The organism is Pseudomonas khavaziana (genome assembly GCF_036704165.1).
GTDB classification, from domain to species: Bacteria; Pseudomonadota; Gammaproteobacteria; order Pseudomonadales; family Pseudomonadaceae; genus Aquipseudomonas; species Aquipseudomonas khavaziana.
In genome coordinates this window covers 2,703,315-2,730,123 of the sequence record NZ_CP129946.1, presented here as the reverse complement: position 1 = coordinate 2,730,123, position 26,809 = coordinate 2,703,315, and the positions used below count along the sequence as shown (strand labels likewise).

The window sequence follows — 26,809 nt, the reverse complement described above, 5'->3', positions numbered from 1 at the left end:
ACGTTGGTTAGCCAGCCAACCGCGCTCCGGAACAAATTGTGTGTACATTCTTCAGCCTGGCGGATGAGCAATAAACTCTGTGCATTCAGGAACCGGTATTACTTCAAAAAAAAACCGCCCTTTCGGGCGGTTCAAAAAACTCGGCCTTGATCAAAAACCGAGGGAGAAACTGACCGTTACCGCATGGTCCTTGTCGTTGCGTGAGAGCTGACCCGAATAGCCCAGGCCCAGCTTGCCGTTCTGGCTGATCTGGTAATCCAGGCCCGCTTCCACCACCGCGCTGTCCTTGGCAATCGGCACGCCCTGGTTGCTGAACGAGCCACCGCCATTGATAAAGCTCAGGTCGGCGTCAGGCTTGGTATCGCCGAAGGCATGGCGCCAGCCAATGCTGCCCCGCGGGGTGATTTTCGAGCCGTTGCCCAAGGTGATGGTCTGGCCGATGCGTACGCCCAGGGTCGAGTAGGTGATGTCCTGGTCGGCATCGCCGCGCAGGGCTGCCGAACCGCCCTTCTCCTTGATCGTGTCGCTGTCGTAGTTGACGTAGGCCAGGCCGACGAAGGGTTCCAGGGCGACGCTGGCGGTCTGGATGGTGTAGCCGACTTCACCGAACACCTGTGCACTGCGTGCCTTGTAGTCGGCTTTCAGGCGTTGGCCCTCGCCGCCCACGGCCACGTTGCGCTTGCTTTCGATGTCATGCCAGCTGTACGCCACGCCCATGCGTGCGGCGAAGGCTTCCTGCTGGTAGGCGGTGTACGCCATCAGGTGGTAGCTGTCGACGTCGGCGCTGGAGTTGCGGCGTTTGGCATCCAGGTCACTGCGGGTGTAGCCGGCAGCCACGCCTACGCGCCAGGCGTCATCCACTTGTTTGTCGGTGCCGAGCAGGAAACCGCTGAGGTTGCGGTCCAGCTTGGCGGTGTTGCTGTCGCCGCCCAGGTGCCCCCAGGTGCCGAGTACACGCATCCAACCGACCATCTCACCGTGGCAACCGGCGCTGGTCAGGCGATTTTCGCTTGGCGCCAGGGCATTGCGTGGGTCGTCCTCGCGGTAGCAACCGGGTTGGCGCAGACGCTCGTTGACCGCGTCACGCACGTAACGCGAATCTTCGAGCATCGCGCTGGCGGTGCTGGCGTGGATCTCGCCGGACAAGCTATCAAAGGCTGCACGTGCGCCTGCCACGTCAGCGTTAAGCAGTGCGTTCTGCACCGCTGCGCCACCCACTGCCGCACCGCTGCCCAACGCCGCCGCCACGCCGCGCTGGTTCCCGGTGGCCGCCACGCTGGCATAGCTGACGTCGTTACGGCTGACCGCCAGGGCCACCTGGGTCGGGCTGTAGTTCAGTGCGGTATTGAGGAACGCCAGGTTCTCCAGGTTGGTGGTGGCGAAGGTGCCGTTGACCGCGCCTGCGGTCAGCAGCGTGTAGTTGGTCGCGCCGGCATAGGGGGCCAGGTTGATCACGTTCAAGGTGCCGCCCAGGTTGGCGGTGCCGCCAACCGCCAGAGAGCCGGTGGTGGATGGGGTGATCACCAGGTTCAGCGCCCCTGTGCTGGCGTTGGTGAAGTTGCCAGCCACACTCAACTTGCCGCCGTCAGGCGTTACCGAGCCGTTGTTGACCAGCGAACCGACACTGCCGTTACCGGTCAGGCCCGCACCGCTGGCCACGCTGACTTGGCCGCCAAGCACTGCGCCAGGATTGGCCGCGTTACCCACCTGCAGCACGCCTTCGTCCACCGCCACGGTGCCGCTGAAGGGCTGGTTGCCGGTCAACAACAACGCGCCTGCGCCTTGTTTGACCAGGGCACCGGTACCGCTCAAGATGCCGCTGAACTGCCCGTTGGTGCGCTGTACAAACAGCAGCCGCGCATTGTTGAGGATCCTGCCACGCAGGCTGGTGGTCGTGCCCGCCAGCGTACCGCCACTGACCGTGGTGCCGCCGGTGTAGGTATTGGCACCGGTCAGCAGCAAGGTGCCAGAGTCCAGCTTGTTGATCCCGCCGGTGCCTACCAGCGGGGCATCGATCTGGGTGGTCACGCCGGAGTTGACCCGTACCGCAGCAAGGCTGCCATCGGCCGCATTGGAGGGGCTCAAGCTGCCGCCTTCGCCGGCGGCCAGCGTGTAGCCGGCGTCGAGGAATTGCAGGCCGGTGAAACCTTGGTTGCCGACCACTGTCACGGTGCCACCCTGCCCGCCAAACACGGCGAACTGATTGGTGGAAGCCTGGCCCAGGGTGCCGGTCGGATCGGTCCAGTTGGTGCCCGGACCCCAGGTGCCACTGCCGCCGTCGATGCTGCCATCCGGGTTGGTGGTGCCGCCGTTCCAGAACTGGATCTGCCCAGGGGTGGTCTGCACCACCAGGTTGAGCTGGTTGGCCAGTGCGGTCTGCAGGCTCACGTTGCCCAAGGCGACTGGCAAGGTACCGAAGGTGACGCCGTTATCGGTCAAGTTGCCGCCGTAGCGGAACAGTTGGTACACGCCGAGCCCAAAGCCTCCCGCATCGCTGACGTTGAGCGTACCGTCCAGGGTCAGGTTGCCGGCGACATTTACCGCAGTGCTGGAGGCACCCGGCGCACCGAGGGCGAAGTCCAGGGTGGTGCCCGACGATAAGGCCAGCGCACCCACCGACAGTGGCGTCGCTGCACCGGCTTTGAGTACCGATCCGTCCGCCATGTTCACCGCACCGCCCAGCGTGCCGCTGCCACCGAGGGTCGCACCGCTGGCAACTTGCACCGCAGCGCTGTTGAGGGTGCCGTTGACCAACAGGCTGCCGGTGTTGACGTTGGTTGTGCCGGTAAAGGTGTTGTTGCCGGTCAGCAGCAATGCGCCGGTGCCGGTTTTGTTCAACACGCCAGTACCGGTGAGGTTGCCGGTGTAGGTGCCATCGGTGGCTTGCTCAAAGGTCAATACCGCATTGTTGACGATGGCGCCTTGCAGGCTGTTGGTGCTGCCGGTGGTGGTGCCGCCGCTGAGCGTAGTGCCGCCGCTGTAGGTGTTGGCAGCGGTCAGCAACAAGGCGCCGCTACCGTTTTTCACCAGGCTGCCGCTGCCGCTGACCACGCCGTTGAGGGCCAGGTCATGGCTACCGGCAAGGCTCAGCGGGCCGCCCAGATTGATGGCATTGGCCAGTTGCAGGTCAGTGCCGCCATCCAGTTGCGCGGCGCCGCCGACCGTCAGTGCGCCACTGCCCAGGGCGTCGTTATTGCCGAGCACCAATTGACCGGCATTCAGCCCGGTGCCGCCGCTGTAGCTGTTGGTGCCATTGAGGGCCAGCGTCGCAGCGCCGTTTTTCACCAGGCTGCCGCTGCCGCTGATGTCGCCATTGAGGGTCAGTGCATTGCTGCCGCCCACCGCCAGGGCGCCGTTGAGTACCGCCGCATTGGCCAGGGTGACCGCCGCGTTGCTGTCCAGCGTAGTACCAGCGGCCGCCGTCAATGCGCCAGAGCCCAGGGCGCTGTTGTTACCGACCACCAGCGTACCGCCATTCAGGGCGGTGCCACCGGTGTAGCCGTTGGCGCCGTTGAGCACCAGAGTGCCGCTGTCGAGCTTGGCCAGGGTGCCGGCGCCGTTGAGCGTCACGCCCAGGGTCGCGGTGACGTTCGGGTCGACGCGCACGGCGGTGTTGCCGGTGCCGCCATTGACCAGGTTGAGCACACCCGCCGCGCCGGAGGCCAAGTTGTAGCCATCGGTGACGAACTGCATGCCAGTGAGGTTTTGCGTGCCGTCTACCGTCACAGTGCCCGCCGCCCCTTGGAACACCGCGAAACTGTTGTTCCAGTTTTGGTTGAGCGTGCCGTCGACATTGGTCCAGTTGGTCGTGCCGGCGGTCCAGGTACCGTTACCACCGTCGATGGCACCGTTGCCGATCAGGCTGTTGCCATCCCAGAACTGCACGGTGGTGTTGGGTGCGGTGACCAGCAGGTTGACCTTGTTATTGATCGCGGTCTGCACTTGCAGGTCGCCCGGGATCACGCTGCCCGGCAGTGTGCCGAGGGTCAGGCCGTTATCGGTGAGTGCACCGCCGTAGTTGATGAGGTTGTAGACGCCGCTGCCAAAACCGCCGATATCGGTGACATTGAGGTTGCCGTCCAGGGTCAGGTCGCCGCCGACATTCAGCAGCCCGCTGCCGCCGCCCAGCACTGGGGTGCCGAGGCCGACATCCAGATTGGCGTCGCCGCCCAGTATCAATGAGCCCACCGACAGGGTGCTGCCGGCGTTCAGGCCGATATGGCCACCGTCTGCCACCGTCACGGCACCGGCCAGGGCACCGCTGCCGACCAGGGTCGCACCGTTGTTCACCGCAACCGTACCGCTGGCCAGCGAACCTGTGACATTCAAGGTGCCGCCGTTGACGTTCGCCACGCCGGTGATGCCGTTGGTGCCGGTCAGGTTGAGTACACCGCTGCCGTTTTTATCCAGGCTGCCGGCACCGCCCAGCGAGCCGCCGAAGGTGTTGTCCAGGTTGCTGCCACCCACTGCCAGCGTACTGCCGCCAGCCACTTGCACCACACCGTTGCCGGCCAGGCTGTTGAGGCTGGCATTGCCGCCCAGGTTGAGGCTCGCGCCTGTGCCGACGGTGACGCCGGAAGTAGTGCCCAGCGCGCCATTGCCCAGCGTGGTCACGCTGCCGGCCGCCACAGTGAGCGGGCCGCTGAAGCTGTTGTTGCCAGTCAGCAGCAGGTCTGCCGCGCCGTTCTTGATCAGCGCCGCATTGCCGGCGAGTACACCGGCCAGGGTCAGGTTGTTGTTGCCAGCGACGGTGAGGTCGCCGTTAAGGTTGACCGCATTGGCCAGCACCAGCGGCGCGCCATTGGCCAGGCTCGCCGCACCGCTAACGGTCAGGGCGCCAGAGCCCAGGGCCGCGGCGTTGCCGAGGGTCAGCGTACCGGCATTGAGTGCCGTTCCGCCGCTGTAGGTGTTGACGCCGTTGAGGGTGAGGTTGGCGCCACCGGTTTTGGTCAGCGAAGCCGCGCCATCCACTATGCCGTCAAGGCTCAGGTCGTTGCTTCCGCCGACCGTCAATGCCGCATTCAGGCTGGTGTTGTTGGCCAGGGCCAGCGCGGTGCTGGTGTCCAGGGTCGCCGCACCGTTGACCGCCAAGGCGCCGCTGCCGAGTGCCGACGCGTTGCCCAGGGTCAACAACCCCGCGTTCAGTTGGGTGCCGCCGAGATAGGCATTGGCGCCATTGAGGGTCAGGTTGCCCGCACCGCTTTTGGTCAGGCTGCCGGCGCCACTGACCAGGCCGTTCAGGCTCAGGTCGGCGCTGCCCAGAATGCCCAGGTTACCGGCCAGGTTCACCGTGTTGGCCAGGGTCACTGCGGTGCTGCTGTCCAGGGTAGTGCCGGCGGCTGCGTTCAAGGTGCCGCTGCCAAGTGCACTGTTGGATGCGAGGATCAGCCCGCCCGCGTTCAGTGCAGTGGCGCCCGCGTAGGTGTTGTTGCCGCTGAGGGTCAAGCTGGCGATGCCGTTCTTGATCAGGCTGCCGGTGCCTGCCACGCTGCCGGCCAGGGTCAAGGCATTGCTGCCACCGACGCTCAAGGTGCCGTTGACGTCCACAGCGTTGGCCAGGCTGACAGCGGCATTGCTGTCCAGGGTGGTGCCGTTGGCGGTGGTCAGCACGCCGCTGCCCAGGGCACTGTCATTGCCAACAATCAAGGTGCCGCCATTGAGCGCGGTGCCGCCGGTGTAGCTGTTCGCACCGTTGAGCACCAGGGTGCCGGTGTCCAGCTTGGCCAGGGTGCCGCCGCCGTTGAGCGTGACGCCCAGGGTGGCGGTGACGCCAGGATCGACTCGCACGGCGGTGTTGCCACCGACGCCATTGAACAGGGTCAGGGCACCCGCCGTGCCGCCGGCCAGGTTGTAGCCGTCGGTGACGAACTGCAAACCGGTGACGGCTTGCGCACCGTCAACGGTGACCGTGCCTGCAGTGCCTTGGAACACCGCAAAGCTGTTCGGCGTCCAGGCTGTATCGAACGCGCCATTGACGCCGGTCCAGTTGCTGGCGCCTGCGCTCCAGGTGCCGCTGCCGCCTTCGATGGCTCCGTTGCCGCTGGTTTGGCTGCCGTCCCAGAACTGCACGTTGGTACTGCCGTTGACCAGCAGGTTGATCTGGTTGCCGATGGCGGTTTGCAGGTCCAGGTCAGAGGCCGGGATGTTTACCGGCAGGCTACCCAGCAGCAGACCGTTGTTGGTCAGGCCGCCGGTGTAGTCGATCAGGCGGTAGATACCTGCACCGAAGCCACCGATATCACTGACATTCAGGGTGCCATCCAAGGTCAGGTTACCGTTGACCTGCACCAGTGCCGTACCGCCAGTGGATGGCGCGCCAAGGCCAGCATCCAGGTTGGAGTTGGCATTGAGCAGCAACGAGCCGGTGGTCAAAGTAGTGCCCGAGTTGACGGCCAGGTGGCCGCCATCGGCGATGGTCACATTACCCAGCAAGGTGCCGGTGCCGCCCAGGGTCGCGCCGCTGCCCACGCTCACATTGGCGCTGGCGAGCGAACCGTTGACGAGCAGGCTGCCGGCGTTGACCAGGGTATCCCCGGTCAACGCGCTGAGGCCGCCGAGGGTCAAGGCGCCCGAGCCGTCCTTGGCAAAGTTGCCGAGGCCTGCCAATACGCCATCGAACGCACTGTCGAGGTTGTTGGCCCCGACGCTCAACGTGTTGCCCGCACCTACTGTTGCCAGCCCTGTGCCGGTGAGTGCACCGAGGCTGGCGCTGCCGCCCAGGTTCAGGGATGTCCCGCTCGCCAGGTTGACGCCGGCGCCGACACCCAATGCCCCGTTGCCCAGGGTGGTGAGGCTGCCCGATTGCACATCGAACAAGCCCGAGAACGAGTTGTTGCCTGTCACGCTCAGGTCAGCAGTGCCGGATTTGATCAGGCTGCCGCTGCCTGCCAGCACGCCGGCCAGGGTCAGGTTGTTATTGCCACCGCCCACGCTCAGGTTGGCATTGAGGTTGACCGCATTGGCCAGCACCAGCGGTGTAGTGTTGCCCAAAGTGGCCGCGCCGCCGACCGTCAAGGCGCCGGTGCCCAGGGCTGCTGCCGTGCCCAGGGTCAAGGTGCCCGCATTGAGGCTGGTGCCGCCTTGATAGGTGTTGATGCCATTGAGCGTCAGGTTGGCCGCGCCGTCCTTGACCAGCAAGCCGGTGCCGCTAAGCAGGCCACCCAGGGTCAGGTCATTGCTGCCGGCCACTGTCAGCGCCGCGTTCAACACGGCATTATTGCCGACGGTCAACGCAGTGTTGTTATCCAGGGTCGCTGCACCGCCAACGGTGAGGTCGCCCAATCCCAAAGCCGTCGCATTGCCCAGGGTCAGCGTACCGGCATTCAGGGTGGTGCCGCCGAGAAAGGCATTGGCGCCCGCGAGGGTGAGGTTAGCCGCGCCTTCTTTGGTCAGGCTGCCGGCGCCGTTGATCGCGCCCGCCAAGGCCAGGTCGGCCGTGCCGCCGATGCCCAGGTTGCCGGCCAGGTTGATTGCATTGTTGACGGCCAGTGCAGTGCTCGCATCCAGGGTGGTACCGCCTGCCGCATTCAAGGTGCCGCTGCCCAACGCTGTATTCGCCGCCAGGACCAGCCCCCCTGCGTTCAAGGCCACCGGGCCAAGGAAGGTATTGCTGCCGCCGAGGGTTACGCTGGCCGCGCCATTTTTGATCAAGCCACCCGCGCCGCCAATCACGCCATTGAGCGTCAGAGCGTTGCTACCCGCCAGGTTCAGGTTGCCATTAAGGGTGATGGCATTGCCAAGCTTTGCCGCGGTGTTGCTGTCGAGTGTGGTGCCCGCCGCAGCAGTCAGGGTGCCTGTGCCCAACGCACTATTGCCACCGACCACCAATGTGCCGCCATTGAGCAAGGTGCCGCCGGTGTAGCTGTTGGCACCATTGAGCACCAGGGTCCCGGTGTCGAGTTTGTCCAGCACGCCCGCCCCGGTGATATCGACGCCGAGGGTCGCGGTCGCCAGCGGGTCGACGCGCACCGCGAAATTGCCACTGCCCGTACTCAGTTGCCCGCCGGTGCCATTGACGAGGTTGTAGCCATCGGTGACGAACTGCATACCGGTCATGGCTTGCGCGCCATCAACGCTGACAGTCCCCGCCGCGCCCTGGAACACCGCAAAACCGCCGCCCCAGGTCTGGTTGAGGATGCCGTCGGCCGAGGTCCAGTTAGTACCGCCCGCCGTCCAGGTGCCGCTGCCACCGTCAACACTGCCGTTGGCCACGTTGTTGCTGCCGTCCCAGAACCGAATGTTCGGCGCCGACACCACCAGGTTGATCTGATTGCTGATCGCGGTTTGTACCAACAGGTCGCCCAGGCCATAACCCAACGGCACGCTGTTGACATTCAACGCGCCGGACAGGCCGCCGGTGTAGTTGATCAGCCGATACACCCCGGCGCCGAAGCCACCGGCATCGCTGACATTGAGGTTGCCGGCCAGGTTCACATTGCCGCCAACGTTCAGCAGCGAGGTCAGCGAAGGTGCGCCGAGGGCCACATCCATATTCGCGCCGGCACTCATGTTCAAGCTGCCGGCCGACAAGGTGGTGCCACTGCTCAGCGCCAGTTGCCCACCGCTGTTGATATTCACCGCGCCCAACAGCGAGCCGCTGCCGGTGAGGGTGCCACCGCTATTGATGTCGACCACGGCGCTGCCCAGGGAGCCGCTGAGGTTCAGGGTGCCCGCGTTGATCGTGGTGTTACCGGTAATGCCGCTGATACCGGTGAGGTCCAGGGTGCCGGTACCGACCTTGATCAAGCCACCTGTGCCGCTGAGGCTACCGTCAAAGGTACTGCTGGTGCCCAGGCCACCCACGCTGAGGTTGAAACCGCCACCCACCGCCACGTCGCCCGTTCCACTGAGGCCGGCCAGGCTGGAATCGACATTCAGGTTCAGCGCGGCACCGGCTGCTACGTTGGCCCCGGTACTGCCGGCCAGGGCATCGGCGCTCAACAGCGTGACGCTGCCGGACAGAATATCCACGGCCCCGGTGAAGGTGTTGCTGCCCGACAACGCCAGGTCAGCCAGGCCATTCTTGATCAGCGCACCCGCGCCGCTGATCACACCGTTCAGGGCCAGGTCGTTGTTGCCGGCGATGCTCAAGTCGGCGTTCAACGCAATGGCGTTGCCGATGCCGAAGGCCGCGCTGTTATCCAGGGTGGCTGCACCGCCGACCGTCAACGCACCACTGCCCAGGCCATTGGCATCGCCCAGGGTCAGGGTGCCGGCATTCAGGGTAGTACCGCCGCTGAAGCTATTGTTGCCATTGAGGGTCAGGTTGGCCCCGCCCTCCTTGACCAGTGCACCGGTGCCGCTGACGACGCCGCCCAACGTCAGCCCATTGCTGCCGCCCACGCTCAGCCCCGCATTGAGGGCTATGTTGTTGCCCAGGCTGACGCTTGCATTGCTGTCCAGGGTCGCCGCACCGCCGACGGTCAGGTTGCCAAGGCCCAGGGCCGAGTTGCTGCCGGCGATCAGGCTACCGGCATTCAAGGTGGTGCCACCGAGGAAGCCATTGGCGCCGTTGAGAATCAGGTTGGCCGCGCCATCCTTGGTCAGGCTGCCGGCGCCATTGATCACCCCGCCCAGGGTCAGGTCGGCCGTGCCGCCAATGCCCAGGTTGCCCGCCAGGTTGACTGCATTGGCCAGGGTGACCGCAGTGCTGGCATCCAGGGTGGTGCCCGCCGCAGCATTCAATGCTCCGCTGCCCAGCGCAGTAGCGGAACCCAGCACCAGCCCACCGGCATTCAGCGCGGTAGTTCCGGTACGGGTGTTGTTGCCGGTCAGCGTCAACAGGCTTGCACCGGTTTTGATCAAGCTGCCGGCGCCGGACATCACGCCGCCCAGGGTCAGCGGGTTGGTGCCGGTCAGCGTCAGGTTGGCGCCCAGGTCCACATTATTGGTGAGTAACGACGCGCCGCCAGCGTCAAGGTTGGCGGCGCCGGTCACACTCAATCCACCGCTGCCCAGCGCAGTGTTACTGCCCAGCACCAAGGTGCCGGCGCCCAGGCTGGTGGTGCCGCTGTAGCCGCTGTTGTCGCCATTGAGGGTCAGGCTGCCCGTGCCGCTGTGGATGATGCCACTGGCGCCGGACACCGCACCGCCCAAGGTCAGTGCGCCAGCCACGTCGGTGGTCAGGTTGCCGTTCAGGGCCAGTGTGTTGCCCAGGTTGATGGTACCCGGGGCCTGCAAGGTGGTGGCCGCGCTGACGGTCACCGCGCCAGTGCTCAACGCCAGGTCATTGCCCAGTTGCACCGAGCCGCCACCCAGGGTCGTCGCGCCGGTGTAGGTATTGGCACCGCTGAGGATCAGTTGGCCGCTGCCGGCCTTGGTCAAGCCGCCGATGCCCGAGAGCACACCGCTCAAGGTCAGCCCGGTCGAGGCACCCTGCACTGTCAACCCGCCAGTGCCCAGGGTCAGCAAGTTGTTCAGGGTCAGGCCATTGCCGGTGGCCTCGATGGTCCCGCCGTTGACGGTCAGCACACCGCTGCCGAACGTGGCGTTGTTATTGAATTGCGAAAGGCCGCCATTGAGCGTGGTGCTGCCGCTGACCAGTGGCCCTTGCAAAGTCCAGGTACCGCTGTTGATGGTCAGGTTGTTGAAGTTGACATAATTGGCGCTCGACGCCGTGCCGGTGCCGGTAATACCACCGCCAGCGCCGAGGGTGTTTTGCAGGATCAAGGTGTTGCTGCCCAGGGCGCCGCCATCCACCTGGCCGGTGGGTGCGAATGTCAGGTTCACCCCGATCAACCCGCCGAGGCTCAGGCCGATACCACCGCCGGCCGTCAAGGTCGAACCGGTGACGGCGGTGAAGGTGTTGGTACTGGCGGCCCCCATCGACACACCGCCGGATAGGGTGCCAGCGTTGAGGAAGGTGTTGCCGGTGGCAGAACTTTCGAAGGCTACGCGCCCGGTCAGGGTGCCGTTGTTGATCATGTTGACTTGCCCGCCGCCTTGCACCGCCACCACCGGCGTGTCGGAGGTGAACAAGCTCAAGCCAAGCAAGGACGAAGAGCCGATGGTGCCGTTGTTGATGATCGTGGTAACGCCGCCTGCGCCGTTGGTGGCGTTCAGGGCCATGCCATCGAGCGAAGCCAGGTTAAGCCCGAGCAGCGCACCGGTGCCGCGCATGATTGCGCTGGCGGTGTTGGTGATGTTCAACGCACTGGCGGCCGTATTGCCGATCACCACGCCACCACTCAGCACTGAAACCAACCCGAGTAGTGCCGGGTCAATGGTGCCGGAGTTGTTCAACGTCGCGTTATTGCCAGTCAGGGTCAACGCTTTACCGCCCAGAGTCGCGTTGAGTTGCGCGCCGGCGTTGACGTTGAGCGTGAGGTTGTTGACTGCACTGCTGAAGGTGTTGAGGAACAGCGGCAATGACGGCACGCCGGTACAGGTAACCGTCGCGCCGGGCGTAGGGCTCGCTGGCGTACAGGCGGCAAGCACTTCAGGACTCGCCGAGCCCATCACCAGCCCCGCCACCCCCAGGCGGATGGCAAGAGCGAGCGCAGAAATACGAGGTGAAACGGCAGCCGCAAGTCTTCTATCCACGTTCTACTCCTTGTGGTCCAAGCGTTTCGTCCATGAATGCGTGAAAACCCTGGGTTAACGTTGCACACGCATCGAATTCGAAATACCTGACCGTGGTGACTACTGATCCAGTTTTTCGAAACGTTAGTAGAGCTACGCAAAAGTCATTGAATTAAATGGTATTAATACTTTCGTAAACCCCGGCGTAAGAACAGGATGACAGCCAGCATCCATTGACTGTCGCGACAGAAATACAAGTTTCAAAATGTGAAAAAGAGTTTTAATAGCGTCCTGCTTCCGTCCCCCGTAGGGGCAGTCAGCTGTTGATCCAAGTAAACAATGGAGTTCGCAATGCCCCATGAAGGCAACCTGTTACAAGCGGCCGTGGTGTTCCTGTTCGCCGCCGTACTGACCGTGCCCCTGGCCAAGCGCCTGCAACTGGGCGCGGTGCTTGGCTATCTGTTCGCCGGTTTGATCATCGGGCCCTCGGTGCTGGGCCTGATCGGCAACCCGCAAAGCGTGGCGCAGTTTTCGGAACTGGGCGTGGTGTTATTGCTGTTCATCATCGGCCTGGAGCTGTCGCCCAAGCGCCTGTGGGTGATGCGCAAGGCGGTATTCGGCGTCGGCCTCGCCCAGGTGCTGCTCACCGGGATGGTCATGGGCGCAGTGGCGTTGTGGCTGTTTGGCCAGTCGCTGAACAGCGCCATCGTGCTGGGCCTGGGTCTGGCGCTGTCGTCCACCGCCTTTGGCCTGCAAAGCCTGGCCGAGCGCAAGGAACTCAACCAACCCCACGGGCGTTTGGCCTTTGCCATTTTGCTGTTCCAGGACATTGCCGCCATCCCGCTGATCGCCCTGGTGCCGTTGCTGGCCGGCAGCGATCACCCGACTACCGAGGCCCAGGGCCTGCAACACGTGTTGCAAGTGCTGGGCAGTATCGCCGTGGTGATCATCGGCGGACGCTACCTGCTGCGCCCGGTGTTTCGCATCGTCGCCAAGACCGGCCTGCGCGAAGTATCCACCGCCACCGCGCTGCTGGTGGTGATCGGTACCGCGTGGCTGATGGAGTTGGTCGGCGTATCCATGGCCCTGGGTGCCTTCCTCGCCGGCCTGCTGCTGGCCGACTCGGAATACCGCCACGAACTGGAATCCCAGATCGAGCCATTCAAGGGCCTGCTGCTGGGACTGTTTTTTATCAGCGTGGGCATGGGTGCCAACCTCAGCCTGCTGTTCAGCACGCCACTGGTGGTGATCGGCCTGACCTTGCTGTTGATCGGTTTGAAACTGCCCCTGTTGTATGCCGTGGGGCGAATGGTGGGCGACCTCAACCGCGAAAGCGCCTTGCGCCTCGGTGTGGTGCTGGCGGCGGGCGGTGAGTTTGCCTTCGTGGTGTTCAAGATCGGCCGCGACCAGGGCTTGTTCGAACCGCACCTCTACGACGTGCTGGTGCTGACCATCACCTTGTCCATGGCGGTAACCCCGCTGTTGCTGCTGGTGTGCCCGAAGCTGTTCAAGCCCAAGGTCAAGCCGGTGGAAGTGCCGGAGGAATACCGCGCCATCGAGAGCGACGCCCCCCGCGTGGTCATCGCCGGCATGGGGCGGATGGGCCAGATCGTGGCGCGGATCCTGCGTGCGCAGAACATTTCGTTTATCGCCCTCGACACCTCGGTGGAAACCATCGAGCTGACCCGCAGCTTTGGTGGCATGCCGGTGTTCTACGGCGACCCGCAACGCCCGGAAATCCTGCATGCGGCCAAGGTCGACCAGGCGGAATTTTTCGTCATCGCCATGGACGATCCGGAGATCAACATCAAGACCGCCGAACTGGTGCGCAGCCTCTACCCGCACATGAAAATCATCGCCCGCGCCCGTAACCGCCAGCACGTACACCGGCTGGTAGACCTGGACGCTTCACCGGTGCGCGAAACCTTCTATTCCAGCCTGGAAATGAGCCGCCGCACCTTGGTGGGCCTGGGCTTGACCCAGGCGCAGGCTGATGCGCGCATCAACCGCTTCAAAAATCACGACCAGCAAGTGCTCGCCGCCCAACACGCGGTGTATGACGATGCGGCGAAAGTCATGCAAACCGCCCAGGAAGCCAGGGCAGAGCTGGCACGTCTGTTCGAGATGGACAGGCTTGAGGAAGAGTCTGGCAAGGTCTGAGGCTGGAGATGAACGAAGTTGCGAATTTTCTGACAGAATACGTCGCAATTTCGTTCATCCCTGGAGTGCTTCATGGCCACGTTCACCAAGACCGCACTGCTGCTGAGCCTGGTGCTGAGCGCCAGCAGCGTATTCGCGGCCCCCAAGTCAGACACGCAGACGATTTCCACCCTGGGTGGCAAGTTCACCTTCAACCTGCCCAAGGCCTACAGTGCCGACGCCCTGCCCTCCGGCAAGGCCGATGACGGCACCGCCGATACCCAAGGCACCCTGTACGCCAACCCGACCACGAAAAGCGTGGTGATCGTTGCCGAAACCGTGCGTAAAGACGGTGCGACCATCAAGGATAACGACCCACAGTTCCTCGATGGCGCCGTGGCCGATTTCGTCAAGGACCAAAGTGCTGCCCTGCCTGACTTCAAGAAACAGGGCGAGAAGAAACTCACCTACAAGGGCCTCGGCCTGCGCCAAGTGGACAGCACTGCTACCCAGGGCGGCGGCAAGACCTTGAATACCACTTTGTTGAGTGGTTCCGGCAACCAGATGCTGGTGATCCAGGCGATCTCCAGGGCCGATGATGTGAAGGGCCATGCGCAGTTGGTGAAGCAGATTACTGGCGGTAAGTAATCCAACTTTCCCAGACAACACAAATCAAATGTGGGAGGCAGCTTGCTCCCGATGAGGGAGTGCCAGTTGATACATCTATAACTGACCCACCGCCATCGAGGGCAAGCCCCCGTCTTATCAAACTTCAAGTAAGCTACTGATTTTAAATAGTTAAAATTCAGTCTTAACGCCGGATCTTTTGGAGGCGGCCCAGGTTGCTGCGCGACGGCGCCACGTCGACGATGTGACCGGGTTGTTGGGTTGTTGGGGCGAGTACATATCCGTTGCTCAGGTAACGGCCACTATAGGTTCCGCCCTTACGGCGGCTCACTTTGCAAAAGCGGCAAAGTAAGCAAAACGCTCTTGCCCCACCACTCGGCACCTCGCCCGGGCTCGGTGTGCCCGTAATCCGCCATGGATTTGGGGGGCCGCCGCCACGCGCCCTCCATGGCGCGGGGCGGCTAAACCGGCATTCCTGCCGGTTTACCCCCCAAATCCCTGTCGAATTCCGGCCAGTGTGGTTTAACGGGGCGCCTTAGATCAAAAACACAGCGAGGCGGCCTTATAGCCGACCTGATCGTTGAAGCGTACGCGTACCCCTGTGGGAGCGGGCTTGCCCGCGAAGGTCGTTAACGATGACGCGGGAAACCAGAAAGAACGCGGCGTTCTCAGGTTTTTCGCGAGCAAGCTCGCTCCTACAGAAAAGCAGAAGCGCCGCCAGCGTATCTGCGATGCGCAGCGAGTCGCCTTTGATCTTGATCTCAGGCGCCCCGTTAAACCACGCTGGCCGAACGCAGGTTTGAAGCCGTGGGTAACCCGGCAGGACGCCGGGTTAGCCGTCCTGGGCCAAGGATGGCCCATGACGGCGGCCCACGGTTTCAAGCCGGAGAGAGGGCACACCGAGCCTGGGCGAGGTGCCGAGTGGTGGGGCAAGAGCGTTTTGCTTACTTTTGCCTGGGCCGGCATTCCGGCTTTTCAAAAGTGAGCCGCCGTAAGGGCGGAACCTATAGTGGCCGTTACCTAAACAACGGATATGTACCCAGGCCGAAAACCAACATCCTGCTCGGCTGTCAGGCCGCCACAGGAGCAAGCTCCCTCGTTTGCTGCGCGACAGCGTCACATCGAAGATGTGGTGGGGATTCCCACATTTTTAACCGCATTTCACTTCAAGTTTTTCTCTAGCCAGGCTTTCAGATCCTGCACTTCCGCCTCGCTGATCGTGTGATTCATCCCCGGATACCCATGAAACTCCGGCTTCAAGCCCAGCCCCATCAGCACCTCATTAGCCCGCGTGCCAGATGCGTACGCCAGCGCCTGGTCCAACGTGCCATGGCCGATAAAAATCGCCAGCTTGCCCAATGATTCCCTGGGCTTGAGCTCAGCCTTGAGGACCGGCAATACACTGCCGCTCAACGCCGCAATCCCACGTATCAGTTCAGGCTGACGCAAACCCACCTCATAAGACATGATCGCGCCCTGGCTGAACCCCACCAGGAACACACGGTCATTTTGGGTGTGGTACTTGGCGGTGGCCTTGACCACAAAGTCCTCGATCAGCCTGGCGCTGCTGTGCAGGTCCGCAGTCTCGCCGTTGTAATCGGGCTCATCGGTCTTGGTAAACCAGCGATAACCCCGGGGTTCCACTGGCATCGGCGCCCGCACAGACAAGTAGGTCCAGGTGGAAGGCAATGCGTCCTTGATGCCAAACAGATCTTCCTCATTGCTGCCAAAACCATGGAGAAAAATCACCAGCGGCTGGTTGCGCGCATCGCCCTGGGTCTGTTCCAGGTACGCCAGCGGCAAGTCGGTGTGCAAGGTGGAATCGGCGTGGACGGCACTTGCGACCAAGGTCAGCGCCAGGGCAAACAGTTTGAGCATGGGGAAGGGTCCTCAGGGTTTGCGCAACAGATAAGTGTCCATGATCCAGCCATTGGCCAGGCGCGCGGCCTTGCGTACCCGTTCGATCTCTTGCGCCACTTCAGCGACTTTGCCGCTGATCAGGATCTCGTCCGGCGTGCCCAGGTAGGCGCCCCAATAGATATCCAGGTCCTGGTCGACGACGCTGCGGTAGGAGTCTTCGGCGTCGAGCATCACCACCAGGGTATCGGCATCACTCGCCTGCCCCGCCGCCAGGCGACGCCCGGTGGTGATCTCGATGGACTTGCCGATGCGGTTCAACGGCACCTTATGCTGGGCCGCCAGGGCTTGCACGCTGGTGATACCGGGGATCACTTCGAATTCGAACACGCAACGGCCACTGGCAAGGATCGCCTGCAGAATGCGGATGGTGCTGTCGTACAGTGCAGGATCGCCCCAGGCCAGGAATGCGCCCACTTCACCGTCGGCCATTTCCTCGTTGATCATGCGTTCGAAAGTTTGCTGCTTATCGCGGTTAAGGTCCTGCACGGCAGTGGTGTAGTCGACCTCGCCACGCACACGCTCAGGGCAGTCGGCCTCGACAAATCGGTAGCCGGGCTCGGTGATGTAGGTCTCGCAGATTTCACGGCGCAGGTCGATCAGTTTGTCCTTGCTCTGGCCCTTGTCCATCAGGAAAAACACGTCGGTACGGTTCAGCGCCTTCACCGCTTGCATCGTGATGTAGTCAGGGTTGCCGGCGCCAATGCCGATGATCAGGATGCGTTTCATGGGGTGCTCTCAGTGCCGGGCGTGAAAATGCTGCCATGTTACTGGGTTGCCCTGCTGGGTCAAATCACCTTGAACTGCCGGGCGATGTCAAGTTTGAGCTTACCCGCGATCACGTTCTTATAACTGTCGTCCGCTTCATTAAAGCCCAGGGGGTGTTTGTCAGAGAAATTCAGTTTGGTCAGTATCTTGGTCAACATCCTGTATCTGCCCCCTAGCCTGGAGAGTTTCGCCACAAATAGCGCATCGGGTACGCAGACCTGATAACGAGGGACTAAGCGAAAGGTCGCGATTGAATTGTCCACCTTCTGGCAGGTGCCATGGGTTGCCATCACCTCAATTTCATAGGACGTACTGTCGGCCTGAAGTCTTAATTTATTCAAGTCCAACTTCCCGCCCTTATGGGCAAGCCTGAAAGATATGTTCTCCGGATCCACCAAGGGGTGCAGGTGAGGTGTCAAGTCAAACCGGGTAGTGCCTTTCATTTGCGGCCCGTTACACTTTTCGCAGCAGGGAATAAAATTCCCCATGGTTAATGCCAGCAAAGGAAATTCGGCGTGCGGGTAATAGTGATCAATATTTGGCCTGTACGCTTTCAACCCATCAGGACTGACATAAGTATCAATGGGTGATATATGACAGTAAGGACAAATTCTCGATCGGTTGGTTATAAGCAACGCGTAGGCATCCCATCTTTTTAACAAGACAACCTTCTCTTTGGCTGAAAACTCCTTGTAGCACAGATATTTTTTGAAAAACCCATTTACGTAGTCAATATCAACCCTACGAGTAAAAGTCTGGTTGAAGGCAACAATCACACCCGGCAGCGGCACGGGGTCACACCCACATATGGCGCCCCGGTGTTTATCCAAGAACTCGACAAGACGATGCTGAATCATGCCCGGCCCAACGAATTCCCTTAAGACATCAGTCAGCCGTTGCAGCTTCCATTGCATGAACAACCTGTGCCTGACCGCGATATCCTCCCATACCCGCGCAATATTAATAATCATAAATATCGCCTCTCCGGAGCACGATATAACGCGTCCTTGATGCCAATATCGCCAATGCTCTCAAGCAATAGTTTATCCAATGCCGAAGAAACGCCCTGTTCAAGACGCTCATTGAGTGCATTTATCTTTTCCGCCGCAAACTCACCAATGGCGGCAGTACCAAAAGAGTTCAGGATGATGTCTTCCAATGGAGCCGCGAATGTATTCTGAGGCGTGACCTTCTGATCCAGGTTAGTGACCATACACGCTGGAAAATCACCTGTTATCACCGGGGAATGCGTAGCAACCACTACCTGCACAATTTCCAAGCCAAACTCCGATTTCACCCCCGCCAGGAATTTATTCAGCAAATAAATATAACGGCGCTGCCATTCGAGATGAAGATAGGCGTCGCCCTCATCGATAAGCACCATGACGTGGTTTAATTTTTTACCGGCCATGATTACAAAACCTTGGCGGAGCAAAAAAAACTGGTCAACCAAAGCTCTTACACCCGAGCTCTGATCTGTCCAACGCACTTCCACCGCAGCGGTCGACATTTTTATTTGCTTGATTTCTTCTGCCGAATTTATAGCGAAAGAATAGGAGCGCGGGTGTTTGCGAACATCATCCTTGGCTCCATCCTTTATAGACTTAAACGTGGCGCGACAAGTCGCCATCAGCAAATCGAACACTTCCTCATCTTGTTCGTACCGCACATCGCTGGCGAGCTCTAAATAATTAAAGAAAAATCGCCCAATACGAATATGATCAGGAATTCTCTTTGCGACTGACGTTAAGGCAGCGAGCATGACTAATTTTTTGCTTCTGGCGCGGGGAAGTTTCGACAGAACAAACCGCTCCAACCTAAGCACACAAGTATCAAGCAAACGCTCAATCTGGATGTTCAAGCGTTCATTTTCATAGTAATCCGAGCCGAAAAACTGGCGCTTTTTTAGAATCTTTGCGTAATCAGATAAAAATGTCGTCACCGGCTCATGCGCTGTATGAAAACCGGCAAGCTTACTCATGGCGATAAGCGCAGGGGCCAACACGGTCTTGAACAGCTCAAACTCATAACATACTTCTGCCCTCAAGCTTGTGTTCAGTTCCAGATCACTGGCCACTTGGTAGAACTGCTCGACTCGCGCAGAGTCTTCTACCTTTTCAAACCGAGGCGAAGCATCGAAGAATCGGTTACGAAACGGTAGCCTGCGGCGGTAGGGAACAGGAGAGAAGTAAATCACACCAATACGTTCAAGCTCTTCGTCAGACAGTTTCTCCGACGATGTTTCTCGATCATCATATACGGCTCTTCGAGGGGAAGAGACAGGCGATGAAATATACGCTGCCATGTCACACAATAAGGCGGTTTTACCAGAGCCGTTATTACCCAGAATCAACCGAATCGTATCCACATCGAAAAAGCCATTCCATTTCAGGCTTTCTTCATTTTCGAACTCAAATTTATTCGTACCTGTCTTGACCGCAATCAACTTGTTCATCTGCATAGAATCCTTTACGCAACCCGTCAATCATTAGGCCAATTCAAAAAATCGTATCTCATGGACCAGGCACAGGCGCCGACGAGTGATGCCATTTTGCCACATGCCTGTACTCAGCGGTATGGCATTGGTGCCTCACGCCATTAACCGCAACCGCCAACGCCCATTGAATCGCAACTCAACCGACGACAATGGCTCAACGTCGATCAGGTAGAACATCGAGATTGGCAACTGCATGACGTGAAGCATCGCTGCGCGGATGACAAACGGATGGGTCACGGCGACTACGTGGCCGGAGTGGCTTTCGAGGGATTTGATCCATTGGCCTACCCGGGCGCAAACCTGTTCCACCGACTCGCCGCCGTGGGGTGCGCTGGTGCTGTCGGTGCTCCAAGCCGTCAACGCTTCGCTATCGAGTTCGCTGATGTCCTGGCCTTTCCATGAGCCGAAATCAGCATCGCGCAGCGCCATCTCAATATCAGCGTTAGCGCCGAACAAGCTGGCGGTCTGACGAGCCCTGGCCTCGGGGCCACACAGCAGGCGTGGCTGTTTTTTATAGCGCCCAGCCAGGGATAAAGCCGCACCCTGCCAGTCCATGGCCACGGATTCGTCGTCAGGAAAACACCCCTGTTTTTGCAGGGGGGTGACGGCGTGGCAGACCAGGGTCAGACGGGTAGCCAGCATCGCAACTCACTCGGTTTTCGGTAGGTTACAGCATATCCACTATTAACCATTAACCAGACTTATGCAGCTCAAAATGTGGGAGGGGGCTTGCTCCCGATGAGGACGTGTCAGTAAGTGCATCCGTGACTGACTCACCGCCATCGGGAGCAAGCCCCCTCCCACATCTGGGCCATCAGGCCAATGCCGCATCCGCCGGCACTGCAACTGGCAGACCGCTGGCGACGAAGTCCTCCTTGCGCAACACCACCAGCGCCACCAGCGACACCACCCCGGTTGCCACGTAGAAATACCACGGCGAGGTAATATCCCCCGTTACTTTGATCAACCAAGTGGAAATCAACGGCGCACTGCCGCCAAATACCGCCACCGGCACGTTATACGCCACCGCAATTCCGGTGGAGCGAATCCGCGTCGGCAGCAGCTCGCTCATCAACGCATAGGTCGACGACGCATACAGTCCGAACAAAATCGCCACCGCCATCAACGGCGCGAAGAACGACGCAGGGGTGGCGGTGGGGGCCGATTTGAACAGCCAGAACATCGCCAGGGTCGCCAAGGTACCGATCACCATCAGAAACGGCTTGCGCCCGTACTTATCGGTAAATGCCCCGCCAAACGGCATCACGAAGGCCGCCGAGAAGCTGGCGACGAACACGTAGAGCAAGGTCGTACCGCTGTCGAACTTGAGGATCTTGGCCATGTAGGTCGAGGCGAAGGTCAGCACCAGGTAAAAGATCGAGCTGTGCAGGGTGATGATAAAGAACACCAGGGCAATCGCGCGTTTGTACTGCCACACGTCCCGCAGTGGAGCCCGCGAGGTTTGCCCGGCGCGTTGCAGGGCTAAAAACTCGGGGCTGTCTTCGAGCTTGAGGCGGATGTACATGGAAATAAAGCCCAGGGGTGCGGCGATCAGGAACGGGATGCGCCAGGCCCAGTCCTGCATGACGTCGGCGCCCAGCACCCAGGTCATGCCGTTGGCCACGGCGCCGCCCAGCAGCAGGCCAAGCACGGCGGTGACCATCAACCAGCAGGTGGCGAAGCCGCGTCGGCCGGGGCCGGCGTATTCGGAGATAAAGCTGGTGACGGTGCCGATTTCGCCTCCCGCCGAAAAGCCTTGTACACAGCGCACCAGGATCAGCAGGATCGGCGCGGCAATGCCCAGGCTGGCGTAGGTCGGCAACAGGCCGAGCATCACCGTGGAGCCGGTCATCATCACCAGCGCCATGATCAGGGTTTTGCGCCGGCCGATCTTGTCCGCCAGCGGGCCGAAGAACAGCCCGCCCAGGGGGCGGATAAAAAAGCTCAAGGCAAACGCAGCGAAGCTGGCCAACAGGCTGGTGGTGGGGTCATCGGAGACGAAGAACGCCTGGCCGATATAGACGGCGAGAAAACCGTAGACGCCGTAGTCGTACCACTCGATCAAGTGGCCGGAGGTGGCACCGAGAAACGCACGGCGGCGCTTGCGGACAGTGTCTTGTGCGGGATTGCCCATCGAGGGGACTCCTTGTCTGATTGTCGATCCATGTCAAAGCGCGGCGATACTCGCTGCTTTCAACCACTGCCGCAAGTCGGTCTTGAGAATCTTGCCGTAGCTGTTCTTCGGCAGCTCGCTGCGCCACACATATCTTTTCGGTTTTTTGAACGAAGCCATACGCGCCAGGAACCAAGCGGTGAGTTCGTCCTCATCCAGGGGCTGGCCGCTGCGGGCCACCACGAAGGCCACCACCGACTCGCCCCATTGCGCGTCCGGTTCGCCCACTACGCACACTTCAAATACGTCGGGATGCTGGGCCAGCACTTCCTCGACTTCGCGGGGGTATACATTGCTGCCGCCGCTGATGATCACGTCCTTGGAGCGATCCGTCAGGGTCAGGTAGCCGGCCGCGTCGAGGTAGCCGATATCGCCGGTCAGCAGCCAGCCGTCCACCAGGGTCTGGCGCGTAGCTTGCGGGTTGCGCCAGTAGCCTTGCATGACCGTGGCGCCACGTACGGCGATTTCGCCGCGTTCACCCGTGGGCAGTGGCTGGTGCTCGGTATCGAGAATGCAGATTTCCACACAGGCTTGCGCATGGCCCACCGAGGCGGCGAGGCTATCCCAGTCGGGACGTTGGCGTTCGGCGATCACTGCACGGGGCAACACGCTGATGGTCATCGGGCTCTCGCCCTGGCCGTAGATCTGCACCAGGCGCGGGCCGAAGGTGTCGACGGCTTCACGCAGGTCCGCCAGATACATCGGCCCACCGCCATACACAATGGTCTTGATGCCGGCGCCGTGATAATCCTGACGTCGGGCCTGCTCGACCATGCGCTTGACCATGGTCGGTGCGGCAAACAGCGACACCTGGCCCACCTGCTCTGCCAGCCCGAACAGCTCGGCGGCGTCAAAGCCGTGGGAGGCCGGCACCACATGCCGTGCGCCGCAGCGCACATGGATAAAGTTGTACAGCCCGGCACCGTGGGACATCGGCGCGGCATACACCGCCGCATCGTCAGCGCTGACCGCATCGACATCGGTGGCGTAGCACAGCGACATGGCGACCAGATTGCCATGGGACAGCATCACCCCTTTAGAGCGCCCGGTGGTGCCGGACGTGTAGAACAGCCAGGCAAGGTCCTGATCCTGGCGCGGCACCGGGTGCTCCAGGGTCGGCCAGCCACGGTCTGGCGGCCGCTGGTGGCCGTCCAGTTCTTTGCAGCGCGAGGGCAAATCCCGCGATGAAAACACTCCGCCGCCATCGGTAAAGATCAACCGCGCCTCGGCGTTGTCCGCGATCCACGCCGCTTCGCTGGGGTGCAGCTTGGCGTTGATCGGCACCGCCACGGCGCCCGTCCACCAGATGGCGTAGAGCAATTCCAGGTAGTCGCAGCTGTTTTTCATCAGCAGTGCCACCGCATCTCCCGGCACCAGGCCGTGCTGGTCCACCAAGTGCGCAGCGCGTTGGCGAACATGGGCGGCGAAAGTGGCGTAGTCGGCCACTTGCACGGGGCCGTCGAACAGCGCCGGGCGTTGGGGGGTACGACACTGGGTATCGTGCAGCCAGTTGGCAATGTTCATGGCTCAGCTCCGGCGTGCCTGCAGCACCGAGGCATAGTTGGCCACCGCCATACCGCCCATATTGAACACCAGGCCAAATTCCGGGTTGGGCGCCGCCAGGCCAATCGGCTCGCCGGTCAATTGCCGGAACGCCAAGGCATGCATGGAAACCCCCGTGGCACCGACGGGGTGCCCTTTGGCCTTGAGCCCACCGGAAAGGTTAACCGGCAAGCGACCGCCGGCGCGCACCACGCCGCTGTCGAGTACGCGGTGCCCCTCGCCCTTGGGCGCCAGGCCCATGGCTTCGTAGATCAGCAACTCGGCGATGGTGAAGCAATCGTGCACTTCTGCAAAGCTCAGGTCGGCCAGGGTCACATTCGCCCCGCGCAGGGCCGAATGGATCGCCCGCTGCGGGCCCTCAAACGCCAGGATATCGCGCTGGGCGATGGGCAAGGTGTCGTTGACCTGGGTCATCGCCCGGATCTGCACATCGCGGCGAAATGCCCGTGCACGCTTGGGCGACGCCAGGATGATCGCGGCAGCGCCGTCGCTGATCAGCGAGCAGTCGGTCAGGCGCAGGGAGTCGGCCACGAACGGGTTGCTTTGGGATACGTTGTTGCAGTGCTCGAAATTCATCTCCCGATGCATCTGCGCCAGCGGGTTGGCCATGGCATTGGAGTGGTTCTTGGTGGCGATGGCCGCCATCGAGCCCAGCGGGCAGTGGTAGCGCTCGGCATATTGCTGCGCAGCACGGCCAAACAGTTGCGGGAAACTCAGGCCGGCTTCGGCCGGGTCATTCTGGTAGCCAGCACCGGCGAGCGCTTGAGTGACGGCGGCGGTGCTGGTGTGGGTCATCTTCTCGGCGCCCACCACCAGCACCAGCTCGGCGCTGCCGGAAAGAATCGCATTGACCCCCGCCTGGATCGCCGCCGAGCCGGACGCGCAGGCGTTTTCGCAGCGGGTGGCGGGTTTGAAGCGCAGCCCGGGGTCGGCCTGCAACAGCAACGAGGCGGCAAACCCATCGGGCACCAGCCCCGAATTGAAATGGCCGAGGAACAGCGCGTCGATTTGCGACGCGTCAATCGCGGCGTCGCTCAGGGCTTCACGGGTGACCTGGACGATCAAGTCTTCCAGCGTGGTGCCTTCCAGGCGACCGAAACGGGAGTGACCAGCGGCAACAATGGACACGCAATCAGCAGGCATAATCAATTTCTTCTGTTCTTGATCCGGACTTTACCTACAATGACCCACCCCTCGTCGCGCGCCAATTCGTGTAACTACTTACATAGGTAAGTAGCGCGCCAGGGTATTGAACAACGAGGCAGGACGCCCATGAACGCGCTAGCACGACAATTCCAAGACCTCGAACGCCTGGCGTTCAAGCTGTCCCCTGCCCCGCAGATCGTCACCAGCGATCGCGTGATACTCGACTGCAACGACGCCTTCCTGAAGCTGTTCGGCTATACGCGTGAAGCGCTGGTCAATCAGTTGACCCTGTTGATCTACCCGTCCCAGGCCGACTACCACGCCATCGGCAAGCGCAGCCATGACTGGCTGCTCGACAGCGACAACGGCTTTTACTCCGATGAGCGCTTCATGCAGCACCACAACGGCGAAGTATTCTGGGCCAAGTCCCACGGCTACACCCTCACCCCCAAAGACCCGTTCAAACTGATGATCTGGCACTTCGAACGCCTGGACCGCCTGCACCAGGGCACCGGCGACCTTACACCCCGGGAGCGCGAGATCGCCATGCACATCGTCAATGGCTTCAAGTCCAAGGAAATCGCCCTGCGCCTGGCGATTTCCCATCGCACGGTGGAGGTGCATCGGGCGCGGTTGATGAAGAAGCTGCAGGCCAAGACCGTGGTGGAATTGGTGTCGAAGATCATTATGGTGGCGTGACAGCCGACTGCGAGCTGTTTAGCCTACTCGGTCCAAATGTGGGAGGGGGCTTGCTCCCGATGGCGGTGGGTCAGCCTCAGATGTGTTCATCTGACACTCCCTCGTCGGCGCATGAATATCTACACAACTCTTACGCCAGTAACCACGATGCGCAGCGAGCCGCTCTTGATCTTGCTTTTGATCTGAGGCGCCCCGTTAAACCACGCTGGCCGGAATTCGACAGGGATTTGGGGGGTAAACCGGCAGGGATGCCGGTTTAGCCGCCCCGCGCCATGGATGGCGCGTGGCGGCGGCCCCCCAAATCCATGGCGGATTACGGGCACACCGAGCCTAAGCGAGGTGCCGAGTGGTGGGGCAAGAGCCTTTTGGTTACTTTTGGGCTCTTTTCAAAAGTGACCCGCTGTAAAAGCGGAACCAATAGCGGCCGTTACCCAAATAACGGATATGTACTCGACCAAACTCCAACATCCTGGTGGGCTGCCAGGCCGCCATCGGGAGCAAGCCCCCTCCCTCAGGTCCAGCGGCGTAACCAAAGTTGTGTAGATACCCATCGCCATCGGGGGCAAGTCGAATCGTCGCACCGCCCCTCCCACATTAGATCTGCTGCGTCTCAGGCTGCGTGGTTTTCTCGCTTCAAGCTGTCCATATCGATCACAAAACGATACTTCACATCACCCTTGAGCATGCGCTCATAGGCTTCATTGATGCCCTGGATATCGATCATTTCCACATCCGAGACAATCCCGTGCTTGGCGCAGAAGTCCAGCATTTCCTGGGTTTCCTGGATGCCGCCGATCAGCGAGCCGGCCAGGCTGCGGCGCTTGAAGATCAGGTTGAATACCGTGGGCGACGGGTGCGGGCTGTCGGGGGCGCCGACCAGGGTCATGGTGCCGTCGCGCTTGAGCAGGTTGAGGAAGGCATCCAGGTCATGGGGTGCGGCGACGGTGTTGAGGATGAAGTCCAGGCTATTGGCGACCTTGGCCATTTCATCCGCATTTTTGGACACCACCACCTGGTCGGCACCCAGGCGCAGGCCGTCTTCGCGTTTGTTCGGTGAGGTGGTGAACAGCGTCACGTGGGCGCCCATGGCGTGGGCAATCTTGACGGCCATATGCCCAAGCCCGCCAAGGCCGACCACGCCGACTTTCTGGCCGGGACCGACCTTCCAGTGGTGCAACGGCGAGTAAGTGGTGATGCCCGCGCACAGCAACGGCGCCACGGCCGCCAGGTTCGAGGCATCGTGGGAGATGCGCAGTACGAACTGCTCCTTGACCACGATGTTGTCCGAGTAGCCACCGAAGGTGTTTTCGCCGCCGAACACCGGGCCGTTATAGGTGCCGGTAAAGCCGTTCTCGCAATACTGCTCCTCGCCCTCGGCGCAGGATGCGCACTGCTGGCAGCTGTCGACCATGCAGCCGACACCGGCCAGATCGCCGACCTTGAACTTCTTCACATTGGCGCCGACTGCCGTCACCCGGCCAACAATTTCATGCCCGGGCACCGAAGGGTAAAGGGTGTTGTGCCACTCGTTGCGCACGGTGTGCAGGTCGGAGTGGCATACCCCGCAATAGAGAATGTCGATCTGTACATCGTCAGCCCCCGGCGCACGGCGCTCGAAGGTGTAGGGCTTGAGGGTGTCCTTGGCGTTCTGGGCGGCATAGCTGTAAGTCTTGGCCATTTCGTTCACCTGTGTGATCTGACGTTGAGAAGCAGTTGACCCGCATAGACGCTGAACCGTTCAACCAAGCACGCCCATACAA

The 26,809-nt window shown here is 61.4% G+C and carries 14 protein-coding genes; 4 read left to right on the top strand and 10 right to left on the bottom strand.

The genetic code is table 11. The features are described 5' to 3' along the window. Positions 1-150: 150 nt before the first annotated feature. Positions 151-11,541, bottom strand: coding sequence for an autotransporter-associated beta strand repeat-containing protein (locus tag QYQ93_RS12160; protein ID WP_338477046.1), 11,391 nt, complete (start codon positions 11,539-11,541; stop codon positions 151-153). Between the two features lie 330 nt (positions 11,542-11,871). On the opposite strand from QYQ93_RS12160, the gene QYQ93_RS12155 reads away from it, so the two are divergent. From QYQ93_RS12155 to QYQ93_RS28575, 3 genes are all read left to right on the top strand, one after another. Next, positions 11,872-13,680, top strand: a complete 1,809-nt coding sequence (locus QYQ93_RS12155; protein ID WP_338477045.1) for a monovalent cation:proton antiporter-2 (CPA2) family protein — start codon at positions 11,872-11,874, stop codon at positions 13,678-13,680. A 72-nt stretch (positions 13,681-13,752) separates the two neighbouring features. Next, positions 13,753-14,307 carry a hypothetical protein gene (locus QYQ93_RS12150; RefSeq protein WP_043049507.1) on the top strand — a complete coding sequence of 185 codons (555 nt, stop codon included), beginning with the start codon at positions 13,753-13,755 and terminating at the stop codon, positions 14,305-14,307. 592 nt (positions 14,308-14,899) lie between these two features. Next, the gene (locus tag QYQ93_RS28575) at positions 14,900-15,271 is read left to right on the top strand and encodes a hypothetical protein (RefSeq protein WP_422394046.1); all 372 of its coding nucleotides are present in this window, start codon (positions 14,900-14,902) and stop codon (positions 15,269-15,271) included. Between the two features lie 176 nt (positions 15,272-15,447). Here the strand turns inward: QYQ93_RS28575 and QYQ93_RS12140 are convergent, their stop codons facing one another. The 8 genes from QYQ93_RS12140 to QYQ93_RS12105 form a co-directional block, all read right to left on the bottom strand. After that, positions 15,448-16,164 (bottom strand): alpha/beta hydrolase, encoded by a 717-nt coding sequence (locus QYQ93_RS12140; protein WP_043051723.1) that lies wholly within the window; start codon positions 16,162-16,164, stop codon positions 15,448-15,450. A 12-nt stretch (positions 16,165-16,176) separates the two neighbouring features. Next, positions 16,177-16,932 carry a precorrin-6A synthase (deacetylating) gene (gene cobF / locus QYQ93_RS12135; protein WP_043051722.1) on the bottom strand — a complete coding sequence of 252 codons (756 nt, stop codon included), beginning with the start codon at positions 16,930-16,932 and terminating at the stop codon, positions 16,177-16,179. A 59-nt stretch (positions 16,933-16,991) separates the two neighbouring features. Then, on the bottom strand, positions 16,992-17,942 hold the full coding sequence (locus QYQ93_RS12130; RefSeq protein ID WP_043051721.1) for a hypothetical protein: 951 nt from the start codon (positions 17,940-17,942) through the stop codon (positions 16,992-16,994). Further along, positions 17,939-19,426 carry a hypothetical protein gene (locus QYQ93_RS12125; RefSeq protein ID WP_338477044.1) on the bottom strand — a complete coding sequence of 496 codons (1,488 nt, stop codon included), beginning with the start codon at positions 19,424-19,426 and terminating at the stop codon, positions 17,939-17,941. The genes QYQ93_RS12130 and QYQ93_RS12125 overlap by 4 nt, the downstream gene beginning before the upstream one ends. Positions 19,427-19,561: 135 nt before the next feature. Beyond that, positions 19,562-20,110 carry a histidine phosphatase family protein gene (locus QYQ93_RS12120; protein ID WP_338477043.1) on the bottom strand — a complete coding sequence of 183 codons (549 nt, stop codon included), beginning with the start codon at positions 20,108-20,110 and terminating at the stop codon, positions 19,562-19,564. Between the two features lie 172 nt (positions 20,111-20,282). Further along, the gene (locus QYQ93_RS12115; RefSeq protein WP_338477042.1) at positions 20,283-21,602 is read right to left on the bottom strand and encodes an MFS transporter; all 1,320 of its coding nucleotides are present in this window, start codon (positions 21,600-21,602) and stop codon (positions 20,283-20,285) included. A gap of 33 nt (positions 21,603-21,635) precedes the next feature. Then, complete coding sequence (locus tag QYQ93_RS12110; protein ID WP_338477041.1) at positions 21,636-23,165, bottom strand: class I adenylate-forming enzyme family protein; 1,530 nt, start codon at positions 23,163-23,165, stop codon at positions 21,636-21,638. A 3-nt stretch (positions 23,166-23,168) separates the two neighbouring features. Beyond that, complete coding sequence (locus QYQ93_RS12105) at positions 23,169-24,347, bottom strand: acetyl-CoA acetyltransferase (protein ID WP_043051716.1); 1,179 nt, start codon at positions 24,345-24,347, stop codon at positions 23,169-23,171. Between the two features lie 129 nt (positions 24,348-24,476). On the opposite strand from QYQ93_RS12105, the gene QYQ93_RS12100 reads away from it, so the two are divergent. Next, positions 24,477-25,049, top strand: a complete 573-nt coding sequence (locus QYQ93_RS12100) for a LuxR C-terminal-related transcriptional regulator (RefSeq protein WP_043051715.1) — start codon at positions 24,477-24,479, stop codon at positions 25,047-25,049. A gap of 610 nt (positions 25,050-25,659) precedes the next feature. On the opposite strand, the gene QYQ93_RS12095 is transcribed toward QYQ93_RS12100, so the two are convergent. Beyond that, a complete protein-coding gene (locus tag QYQ93_RS12095) occupies positions 25,660-26,727 on the bottom strand; it encodes an NAD(P)-dependent alcohol dehydrogenase (protein ID WP_046072191.1) in 1,068 nt (355 codons plus the stop codon). Positions 26,728-26,809: the final 82 nt, after the last annotated feature.

Coding starts and splice junctions, on each gene's coding strand:
- QYQ93_RS12155 (WP_338477045.1), top strand. CDS start 11,872: ATGCCCCATGAAGGCAACCTGTTACAAGCGGCCGTGGTGTTCCTGTTC.
- cobF (WP_043051722.1), bottom strand. CDS start 16,932: ATGAAACGCATCCTGATCATCGGCATTGGCGCCGGCAACCCTGACTAC.
- QYQ93_RS12125 (WP_338477044.1), bottom strand. CDS start 19,426: ATGAACAAGTTGATTGCGGTCAAGACAGGTACGAATAAATTTGAGTTC.
- QYQ93_RS12120 (WP_338477043.1), bottom strand. CDS start 20,110: ATGCTGGCTACCCGTCTGACCCTGGTCTGCCACGCCGTCACCCCCCTG.
- QYQ93_RS12150 (WP_043049507.1), top strand. CDS start 13,753: ATGGCCACGTTCACCAAGACCGCACTGCTGCTGAGCCTGGTGCTGAGC.
- QYQ93_RS12130 (WP_043051721.1), bottom strand. CDS start 17,942: ATGATTATTAATATTGCGCGGGTATGGGAGGATATCGCGGTCAGGCAC.
- QYQ93_RS12110 (WP_338477041.1), bottom strand. CDS start 23,165: ATGAACATTGCCAACTGGCTGCACGATACCCAGTGTCGTACCCCCCAA.
- QYQ93_RS12140 (WP_043051723.1), bottom strand. CDS start 16,164: ATGCTCAAACTGTTTGCCCTGGCGCTGACCTTGGTCGCAAGTGCCGTC.
- QYQ93_RS12105 (WP_043051716.1), bottom strand. CDS start 24,347: ATGCCTGCTGATTGCGTGTCCATTGTTGCCGCTGGTCACTCCCGTTTC.
- QYQ93_RS12100 (WP_043051715.1), top strand. CDS start 24,477: ATGAACGCGCTAGCACGACAATTCCAAGACCTCGAACGCCTGGCGTTC.
- QYQ93_RS12115 (WP_338477042.1), bottom strand. CDS start 21,602: ATGGGCAATCCCGCACAAGACACTGTCCGCAAGCGCCGCCGTGCGTTT.
- QYQ93_RS12095 (WP_046072191.1), bottom strand. CDS start 26,727: ATGGCCAAGACTTACAGCTATGCCGCCCAGAACGCCAAGGACACCCTC.